8 protein-coding genes are annotated in these 10,026 nt (G+C 63.6%); 6 read left to right on the top strand and 2 right to left on the bottom strand.

From position 1 onward, the window contains the following. Positions 1-1,287 (bottom strand): PotD/PotF family extracellular solute-binding protein, encoded by a 1,287-nt coding sequence (locus tag GSQ89_RS23830; protein WP_158929908.1) that lies wholly within the window; start codon positions 1,285-1,287, stop codon positions 1-3. 257 nt (positions 1,288-1,544) lie between these two features. On the opposite strand from GSQ89_RS23830, the gene GSQ89_RS23835 reads away from it, so the two are divergent. After that, complete coding sequence (locus GSQ89_RS23835; RefSeq protein ID WP_158929910.1) at positions 1,545-2,801, top strand: flavin-dependent oxidoreductase; 1,257 nt, start codon at positions 1,545-1,547, stop codon at positions 2,799-2,801. Positions 2,802-2,988: 187 nt separating this feature from the next. Here GSQ89_RS23835 and GSQ89_RS23840 read toward each other — a convergent pair whose 3' ends face one another. Further along, positions 2,989-3,873, bottom strand: a complete 885-nt coding sequence (locus tag GSQ89_RS23840) for an NAD(P)-dependent oxidoreductase (RefSeq protein WP_158929912.1) — start codon at positions 3,871-3,873, stop codon at positions 2,989-2,991. Between the two features lie 81 nt (positions 3,874-3,954). On the opposite strand from GSQ89_RS23840, the gene GSQ89_RS23845 reads away from it, so the two are divergent. The 5 genes from GSQ89_RS23845 (at position 3,955) to GSQ89_RS23865 (ending at position 9,753) form a co-directional block, all read left to right on the top strand. Then, positions 3,955-4,866, top strand: a complete 912-nt coding sequence (locus GSQ89_RS23845; protein WP_254073332.1) for an SDR family NAD(P)-dependent oxidoreductase — start codon at positions 3,955-3,957, stop codon at positions 4,864-4,866. A gap of 133 nt (positions 4,867-4,999) precedes the next feature. Next, positions 5,000-6,622, top strand: coding sequence for a thiamine pyrophosphate-binding protein (locus GSQ89_RS23850; RefSeq protein WP_158929914.1), 1,623 nt, complete (start codon positions 5,000-5,002; stop codon positions 6,620-6,622). A 3-nt stretch (positions 6,623-6,625) separates the two neighbouring features. Then, positions 6,626-7,639, top strand: a complete 1,014-nt coding sequence (locus GSQ89_RS23855; protein ID WP_158929916.1) for an NAD(P)-dependent alcohol dehydrogenase — start codon at positions 6,626-6,628, stop codon at positions 7,637-7,639. A 48-nt stretch (positions 7,640-7,687) separates the two neighbouring features. Beyond that, a complete protein-coding gene (locus GSQ89_RS23860; protein WP_158929918.1) occupies positions 7,688-8,875 on the top strand; it encodes a CaiB/BaiF CoA-transferase family protein in 1,188 nt (395 codons plus the stop codon). A gap of 14 nt (positions 8,876-8,889) precedes the next feature. Further along, positions 8,890-9,753 carry a TIGR03620 family F420-dependent LLM class oxidoreductase gene (locus GSQ89_RS23865; protein WP_158929920.1) on the top strand — a complete coding sequence of 288 codons (864 nt, stop codon included), beginning with the start codon at positions 8,890-8,892 and terminating at the stop codon, positions 9,751-9,753. The last annotated feature ends 273 nt before the right edge of the window (positions 9,754-10,026 follow it).

Below are 10,026 nucleotides of genomic sequence, written 5' to 3' on the forward strand. Positions count from 1 at the left end.
TCAGGACGTAATGAATTCGTTCCACCGGCGGGTCAGATAGCGGTCTTCGTCCATCACGGAATTCCACACGGCAATGTTGCCCAGGCGTTGCCACAGCGTGCCGCCATCGCGGACGTTGCCGGCTTTCTCCATGACCTTGCCGAACGGGCTCAGGATGTCCGTTGCGGCAGGCTTGCCGTCGAACCAATAGGCGGCCTCGGCCGGGGTCAGATATTTGCGGGCGGTGTCCGGTTGCGCGGAGTAATAGCCTTCGCGGGCGATGAAGGAACCGGGGAAGCCCGCGCAGTACCAATTCATGTATTCGTAGAAGCAATCAAGCTTCAGACCGTCTACATGCTTCATGACGCCGAGCGTGTAGCCCCAGCCGCGGTATCCTTCCTTCAGCGGCTGGAAGGTGCAGGGAATACCGCGAGACCGCACGGCGGCGACGGCCGGCGACCACATCGACTGAATGACGACCTCGCCTGAAGCCATCAGGTTCACGGACTGATCGAACGACGTCCAGAAGGAACGGAACTGGCCGGATCGCTTCGTCTCCAGCATCGCGTCGACCGTCTTGTCGATCTCCGCTTTCGTCATATTGCCCTTGTCGCCGTATTTCAGGTCGCCGCGGGCTTCGATGGCCATCGCAATGTCGATAATGCCGATCGTGGGATTGTCCTGGATCGCCGCTCGGCCTTTGAACTCGGGGCTGAGGACATCGGCCCAGCTATCGACCTTACGGCCGACGAGGTCGGGGCGGATGCCCAACGTGTCGCCGTTGGTGACCGTGGGGATGCCGGTGACGAAATCGGACGCTGCGCCGCCTTTGGTGACCTTCTGACCGGTCGCGTCGGTGGCATACAGCACCATGCTGGGCGTGATGCCCTGCTGGATGATCTTGCGGCCGTCCGGGTATTCGCCCTTGGTGAACAGCGACAGGGTCTGATCCCAGTATTTGAATTTTCCGACGGGGATGCCCTGGAGGACGTTGCGGCCGATCAGATAGCGCTGGTTGGTCAGCGCGATGTCGGCGCAGTCGATGGCGCTGGATTGGGAGAGAAAGCGATTCAGCAGATCGGCGTTTTCCGATGCCTGCATCTGCACGGTGAAGCCGAGGTCCTTGGTCGCCTGTTCGGCGATCGCCGGGATCGCGGTGACCGGCGGTCCGGCATGATGGAGGACGACGTCCTTGATGTTCTGTGCCCAGATGGTCGGGAACCCGGTGACCGCACCGGACCCCGCCACGGCCCCCAGACCGCCGAGTACGGCTCTGCGTGAGACTGGTTTTGTCGTGGCTGATGTCATGACATCCGTATCCTCAGTTCGCGTTGGCGACCATACAACAGGTGATACAGCGAACCAGCCTTCGCTGCAATGCAGCATGACTAATTATCGGTCAAATAATTGAATTTTCTCATATTACGACTGTTTGTTAGGCATATGGAGTAATAAATCACCATTTTGAGCCTATAATTTAGCCAAATCATCGCCCCCCACAAGCGACCTCGCAGATCACCGCGTTCGTGCTAAAATGACCGAACGTAACGAACGGGCGAACCAGAATGACCATCCTGATTGCCGGCGGCGGGATTGCAGGGCTGACGGCCGCACTCAGCCTGCACCAGATCGGCGTCGATTGCCGCGTCTTCGAAAGCGTCGGCTCGCCCCAGCCGCTGGGTGTCGGCATCAACCTGCTGCCACACGCGGTCCGCGAACTGTCCGACCTTGGCCTGCGGGACGCGCTGGCGGAAACCGCCATCCCGACCGCCGAACTGGCCTATTACAACAAACACGGCCAGCGCATCTGGTCGGAACCGCGCGGACTCGAGGCCGGCTACCACTGGCCGCAATTCTCCATCCACCGCGGCGAACTGCAACTGATCCTGCTGCAAGCCGCCCGCGAACGCCTGGGGACCGACCGCGTCCTGACCGGCCATCACCTGACCGGGTGGCAGGACACCGGTACCGGCGTGTGCGCCCACTTCATCGACCGGCGGACCAACATCCAACTGCCTTACGCTGAGGGCGACCTGCTGATCGCGGCTGATGGGATCCACTCCGCCGTCCGCCAGGCGCTCTACCCGCAGGAGGGGCCGCCGATCTGGAACGGCGCCATATTGTGGCGCGGCACGACACGCGCCCGTCCCTTCCTGAGCGGCCGCTCCATGATCATGGCCGGCCACGAGTTCCAGAAGTTTGTTGCCTACCCTATTTCGCGCACCGCTTCGGACCAGGGCGAGGCCGTGATCAACTGGATCGCCGAACGGAAATTCCGGCCCGACGATTCCTGGCGGCGGGAAGACTGGAACCGAGCCGGCAACCTGGACGATTTCCTGCCCCAGTTCACCGGATGGCGGTTCGACTGGCTGGACGTCCCGGCTGTGATCCAGGCGGCCGACCGATGCTTCGAATATCCGATGGTGGATCGCGATCCGCTGGACCGGTGGACGTTCGGGCGGGTGACTTTGCTGGGCGATGCCGCTCACCCGATGTATCCGATTGGGTCGAATGGCGCATCGCAGGGTATCCTGGATGCAAAGGTGCTGGCTCGCGAGATACGACGGGCCGGTCCGGTGCCGGACGCGCTGTTGGCTTACGAGGCGGAACGGCGGCCGGCCACGGGGAAGATTGTGATGGCGAACCGCGGGAATGGGCCGGAGCAGGTGATGCAGTTGGTCGAACAGCGCGCGCCGGACGGATTTGTCCGGGTCGAGGACGTCCTGACACCGGCGGAACTGGAAGGCACCGCCGCCGGCTACAAGCGGATCGCCGGGTTTGACAAAGACGCGCTGAACGCTCGGGGGCCAATCGTCACCTAAGGATCCGCGGATCAATGAGTGCTTCGATATGGCTGTGTCGCCCGATCCCATCATAGCGGACGAAGGCCCGCTATCCGCGCCTTTTCCGAGACACCCACTGCAAGGCTTGGATGGCGGGCCTTCGCCCGCCATGACGACGGGAGGCTGGCGGCACCCGCCAAACGATTCGGTTATTTCGTCGCGAGTCCTAACCCCGGCTCCGCACCTCCACCCCGGCCCAACCCTCCAGCACCTTGATCATCGAGGTGAAATCCGCCGGCCCCAGACCCTGTTGCTCGGCGAACCGCCACAACTGCCCCACCGTCCCGTGCACCCACATCGGCACGCCCAGCGCCTCGGCTTCCTGCAGCCCCAGCATGACATCCTTCAGCATGATCGTCAGGCTGGACCCGTAGTCGAACGACCCGGTCAGCACCGATTTCGGCACTTTTGTCAGCGTCGCGCTGTTTTGGCCGGTCGAGACATTCAGCACATTCACCATCTGGTCCGGGTCGAGTCCGCCCTTGGCACCCAGCACCAGCGCCTCGAACGCCGTCGCCATATTGGCCGCGTTCACCAGGTTGTTGACCAGCTTCATCAACTGCGCCTGGCCGGGCTTGTCGCCAACCTCGAAGATGTTTTTGCCGACGCGTTCCAGCCATGGCCGGATTTCAGCCCGAGCGTCCGGCGATCCGGCGAGGATCACTGTCAGCGTGCCGGCCCTGGCGCCCTTCGGGCCGCCGCTGATCGGGCAATCCACCAGCGTGATCCCGGCTTTCTCTACGATCGCCTGCACTTTGGCCTGCGCCGGCCCGCCGATCGTGGACATCTCCACATACAAGCGCACGGCCCCTCCCGCCGCGACATCCCGAGCCACAGCCTCACAGACCGCCCCGCTTGGCAGGCAGGCGAAAACGATGCGCGCGGCATCGGCCACGCCGGTCGGCGAGGCATGCACGAGTGCCCCCTTGGCGATGAAAGGTGCAAGTGCTGCCTTGTTCGGATCGAACAGATGCAGTTGCGCCCCCGCATCCTGCAGGCGTTCGGCGATTGCCGATCCCATCTGCCCGAGTCCCAAGAATCCAAGTTCCATGATCGCTCCTCCTGGCCCGATGGTGACACGGATTTCGCTTCGTCGCACAATGCGTGCGTTCCACATTGAAGGAGGAAACAAATGGGTATGCTTGATGGGAAGGTCGCCGTGGTCACGGGGGCCGGCGGCGGAATTGGGCGGGCAACTGCGATTGCCATCGCCGCGAATGGCGGCCAGGTCGTGGTCAACGACATCGGCGCGACCGTGACAGGTGAAGGCCAGGATGCCGGCCCGGCACAGCGCGTGGTGGCCGAAATCGAGCAGGCCCACGGCAAGGGCCGAGCCGTCGCCAACAGTGGCAGCGTCGCCAGTTGGGAAGATGCCCAGCGCATGGTGCAGGACGCGATCGATCATTTCGGCCGTATCGATATCGTCGTGAACAACGCCGGCATCCTGCGCGACCGCATGTTCCACTACATGTCGATCGAGGAATGGGACGCCGTCATCAAGGTCCACCTGTATGGGGCCTTCTACGTGTCGCGTGCCGCCATCCCGCATTTCCGCAAGCAGGAAAGCGGCAATTACACCCACATCACCTCGACATCCGGCCTGATCGGCAGCGTGGGACAGGTGAACTACGGCGCCGCGAAGATGGGCATCGCCGGGCTGTCGCGCAACATCGCGATGGATATGCAACGATACAATGTTCGGTCGAACTGCATCGGGCCACATGCGTTCAGCCGCATGATCGAAACGGTTCCCGGCCAGACTGAGGAGCAGTTGCAGGCCCGCGCGGCGAAGACCCGGCCGGATCACATCGCGCAGTTGATTGCCTTCCTCGGCACCGATGCCGCGTCCGGCGTGTCCGGCCAGATCTTCGGCGTCCGCGGGAACGAGGTCTATCTGTACAACCAGCCCCGCCCGATCCGCATCATGGCGCGCCCGGATGGCTGGACACCGGAGAAGCTCGCCGAACATTGGCTGCCGGCGGTGAAGAACAACTTCACGCCGCTGGAGCGCACTCGCGACGTCTACGCCTGGGATCCGGTCTAGATCGTTTCCGAACGCTCGGAGTGCGTTCGCGCGCTGATCGTCATGGCCGGGCGTGTCCCGGCCATCCGTGCACGAACGCCTCCGGGTGATTTTCCGCCGCGCTAGACGATGACCCGCCACCAAGGACCACCGCATGCCATCCACTCTCCGCGGCGCCGATATCGTTGTGCGCACGCTCGAACGCGCCGGCCATACCGACATCTTCACGCTGTCCGGCAACCACATCATGTCGCTGTTCGACGCCGCGATCGAAACGAAACTGTCGCTGATGCACGTGCGGCATGAAGCCGCGACGGTCCACATGGCCGATGCGTATGGACGTTTGACCGGACGCCCCGGCATCGCCTGGGTCACCGGCGGCCCGGGCCACGCCAACGCTGTCGGCGCGCTGTTCACTGCGCTCGGCCAGGAAACCCCGATGGTGCTGATGTCCGGCCACACCGAGACGGATCAGCTCGGCCGTGGCGGCTTCCAGGAACTGCGGCAGGTCGATATGGCCGCGCCGGTCTGCAAAGCCGCCTGGATGGCGACAGACACCGCCACCGTCGGCATGGATGTCGCGAAGGCGATCCGTCTCGCGACCTCCGGCCGACCGGGGCCGGTGCATCTCAGCCTGCCGTCCGATGTGCTGGATGCGACGGTGCCCGAAGATACCGTGATCTGGCCGACCGAAGCCGATTTCACCGCGCCTGCGATGCCGCTGACCGACGCGGCGGCCGATGCGGTTTTGACGATGCTGGCGACGGCCAAGCATCCGCTGGTCATCGGGGCACCCGTCCTGGCCACAGCCAGGGGCCGCGACCTGCTACGGCGTATCGAGGCCGCCCTGACCATCCCCGCCTGCCTCAGTGAGGGGCCACGCGGTTTCAACGACGCCAGTCTGGGCACCTATGCCGAGGTCGCGAAGCGCGCCGACATGGTGCTGTTGCTGGGAAAGGCCCTGGACTTCACGCTGAAGTTCGGCGGCGCTCCCTTCGCCGCGGACTGCCGTTTCATTTCCATCGATCCGGATGGCGCTATCCTGGGCCGGACCGCCCGGTCGCGCGGACTGGCGTTCGGCTGCGTCGCCGACACCTATCCCGCTGCGGAAGCGCTGATCGCCCGCGGGAAGCCTCGCGACCCCACATGGCTGACCGATGCGCGGTCCTGCTTCGACGACCGGCCGGCGGAATGGGCAGGTCTGGCATCCAAAACCCAAGGGATGCTGCATCCGGCTCAGGTATTCCGAACGCTGCAACCATTCCTGGACCGTGATCCCGACAGCGTGCTGATCTGCGACGGCGGTGAGTTTGCTCAATGGGGCCAAAGTCTCCTCCGCAACGATCGGCGTATGATCAACGGCGTTACCGGATCGATCGGGTCGTCCCTGCCGATGGCGTCCGGCGCTCGCGTGGTGGAGAAAACCGCGCCGATCTTCGCGGTGCTGGGTGATGGAACGTTCGGTTTCCATATGTCGGAGATCGAAACGGCCGTGCGGCTCAACCTGCCCTATGTCGCGATCGTTGGGACTGATTGCCGCTGGAATGCCGAGTATAACTTGCAGGTTCGCGACTACGGGCCCAACCGCACGCATGGCTGCGAACTGAATGCTACCCGTTATGATCTGGTCGCCACCGCGCTGGGTGGTCACGGCGAATTGGTCACGAACGCCGACGAGCTGCACGGCGCGATCGAACGGTCCCTGGCCAGTGGCAAACCGGCGGTGATCAACGTCATGATCGAAAGCATCCCCTCCCCCGTCGTGCGAAGGACCTGATCCATGCGCCTGTATCGGCTTCCCCAGGCCACCGGAATCGACTCGCTGACCCAGGCCGAGGCTGACATTCCGCAGCCCGGACGCGGTCAGGTGCTGGTGCGGATGCACGCTGCGTCGCTCAATTACCGCGACCTGATGATCGTGAATGGCCGAGCGGCGCGTGGCGCACCGCCGGCAAATCTGATTCCGTTGTCGGATGGCGCGGGCGAAGTGGTCTCGGTCGGGCCGGAGGTGAGCCGGGTCAAACCAGGCGACCGGGTCGCGGGATGCTTCATGCAAAGTTGGATCGGCGGCCCCATCGGTCCGGACGACGCCGCCAGCTCGATGGGCGGCGCGATTGATGGGGTTTTGGCGGAGTATCGGGTGTTCGACCAGAACGGCCTGATCCCCCTGCCCGCGCATCTGTCGTATGAACAGGGTGCCACCCTGCCCTGTGCCGGCGTCACTGCCTGGAACGCGCTGTTTGGCGGCCAGACGCTGTATCCTGGCGACGGCGTGCTGGTGCTGGGAACGGGCGGCGTGTCTGTGTTCGCGTTGCAGCTTGCCGTCGCGGCGGGGCTGACGGTCGTTGCTACGTCATCATCCGACGACAAGCTGGAACGGATGCGGCGCCTTGGGGCCACCCACCTGGTGAACTATCGCCAGCATCCGGAATGGCAGGATCAGGTCGTCACGTTGACCGGCGGGGGTGTCGCCCGGGTGGTGGAGGTCGGCGGACCCGGCACGTTGGCACGTTCGATCGCTGCCACGCGCCAGGGCGGGGAAATCGGCATGATCGGCGCCCTGACCACCGGCGGCGAGATCAATCCCGTCACGGCCATGCGCAAGGGTCTGATCATGCGCGGCATCTATGTCGGGTCCCGCCAGATGTTCGAGGCGATGAACCGAGCCATCACAGCGCATCGGATCGAGCCGGTTATCGACCGGGTTTTCCCGTTCGAGCATGCGGCGGAGGCGTACCGGCATCAGACAGGGCAGACGCATCTTGGCAAGGTCGTGATCCGCATCGCCGGTTGACGGTATTCCGCCTTCGCTGCACCGTCTGGAAAACACAGGAGGATAGCGATGGCTCGTCCATTCGAAGGCATCCGTATTATCGATATTACGCACGTCCTCGCCGGCCCGTTTGCCGCCTACCAGCTTGGGCTGATGGGGGCCGACGTGATCAAGGTGGAGGATCCGAATGATCCGGATCAGAGCCGCGATTCCGGGTCCGACAACGACCTGAACCACGCGGGTATGGGTACCGGGTTCCTCACCCAGGGATCGAACAAGCGCGCCATCACCCTGAACCTGAAAACCGAGCGGGGGCGGGAGATACTGAAGAAGCTGGTGGCGACGGCGGATGTGCTGGTGGAAAATTATCGGCCAGGCGCGTTCGAGGCTCTGGGGTTGGGTTATGACGAGCTTCGGAAAATCAATCCGAAGTTGATCTACGCGTCGTTTTCCGCGTTCGGCCAGGGTGGGCCGAAGCGGGTGCGGACGGCGTACGACCACGTTATCCAGTCCACGTCCGGCATCATGGCGATGACCGGCACGCCGGAGGTCAACCCCGTCAAGATCGGCGCTCCGGCGATCGATTACGCCACTGGTACGATGGGCGCCTACGCCCTGTCCGCTGCGCTGTTCCAGCGGGAACGCACCGGCCAGGGCCAGCGGGTCGATATGGCGATGCTGGACGTCGCGATGATCCTGATGGCGAGCCACGTCACCGGCTTTCTACGTAACGGCAAGCACCCGAAACCGTCCGGCAACCGCATGCCGCACGCGACATCCATGGCCTACAAGACCGCCGACGGCATGCTGATGATCGGTGCGTCGAATCTGCGGCAGCAGAAGCGACTGTGGACGGTGTTGGAGAGGCCCGACCTGATCAAGCGCACCAATGACGAACGCGACGCCGACCATGCGCGCGAGGAACAGGCGCTGGCCGCGATCATGCTGACCCGCACCGCCGCCGAGTGGGAAGAATACCTCCAGGAACGCCACGTCCCTGCCTCCCGCGTGCGCACGATGGGGGAGGCGCTGGCCGATCCGCAGCTCGCCTCACGCGGGCTGCTGCATAAGCATGAGAACGTGCCCGGTATCGAGGGGTCCTTCACCGTTCCAATGGCTGCCTTCAAGTTTGGCCACGATGGACCCCGCGTGGACCGGCCGCCGCCGCGGTTCGGGCAGCACAATGATGAAGTGCTGGGCGAACTGGGCTACAGTGACTCCGACATCGCCGGCTTCCGGTCGGCGAACATCATCTAGGCGGGATTTTGACCATGAAACTTGGACGCCTCGGGGTTTGGTACTCCACCGACAAGCATGCCGGCAACGCGCAGATCGCGGCTTTCACGAAGAACGTCGAGACGCTGGGATACGATACGCTTTGGTATCCGGAGTCGCGCGGTTTTGAATCGTTCACCATCGCCGGCTACATGTTGTCCCAGACGAAAACACTAAAAATCGGCAGTTCCATTGCATCGATCTATGCCAGGGATGCGTTCACATCCCGACGCGGCATGATCAGCCTGAATCAGCTTTATGGCGATCGTTTCATTCTTGGTTTGGGGGTGAGTCACCTGCCGATGGTGGAGGGGATTCGCGGCCATGTCTACGAAAAGCCGGTGCCGGCGATGCGTGCGTATTTGAATGGGATCGCAAAGGGTGAGGCTGGGGCGGCGGATTTCCCGATCTGCCTTGCCGCGCTGGGTCCGCTGATGCTGAAACTGTCGGGGCAGATGACCCGCGGCGCCGTGCCATACAACACGACGCCGAAGCATACGGCGGCGGCGGCGAAAATTCTCGGTCCGGGGAAATGGCTGGCCATCGAGCAAAAAGTTACGATTGAAACTGACCCTGTCAGGGCACGCGCGCTGGGGCGCGAGGAACTGTCCCGCTATATGGTGCTGGACAATTATCGCAACGCCTGGTTGGGTATGGGCTTCACCGAAACGGATCTTTCGAACGGGGGATCCGACAGTTTCATCGACCAGATGGTGCTGTGGGGCGATGCGGACACCGTCAAAACGGGGCTGAGGGCCCATTTCGCGGCCGGTGCGACGCATGTGGCGATCCAGCCGGTGCATGCGACCGGTGACACCGCCGGGCGGGATGCGATGCTGGCGGCATTGGCGGATACGTAGAGCGTTTCGATGCTGATTGGAATCGCCGCGTTGGGCGCCCCTACGTAATTGCGCTACCGTCATGGCCGGGCGTGTCGCGGCCATCTTTGCACCGCCGGACGAAGCGCGGATGGCCGGGACGACGCCCGGCCATGACGGTGAGAGTGTGCCGGCCGTCTCGATTCAGGGCGGAAACGCTCTAGGCTCCGGACTCAATTAAATCCACCACCTGAAGAGCAGGGCGAGTGTGACGGTGGCGCGAAAGTTTCTGGCGAGTTTGTCGTATCGGGTTGC

Source organism: Acidisphaera sp. S103 (genome assembly GCF_009765975.1).
Taxonomy (GTDB): Bacteria; Pseudomonadota; Alphaproteobacteria; order Acetobacterales; family Acetobacteraceae; genus Rhodopila.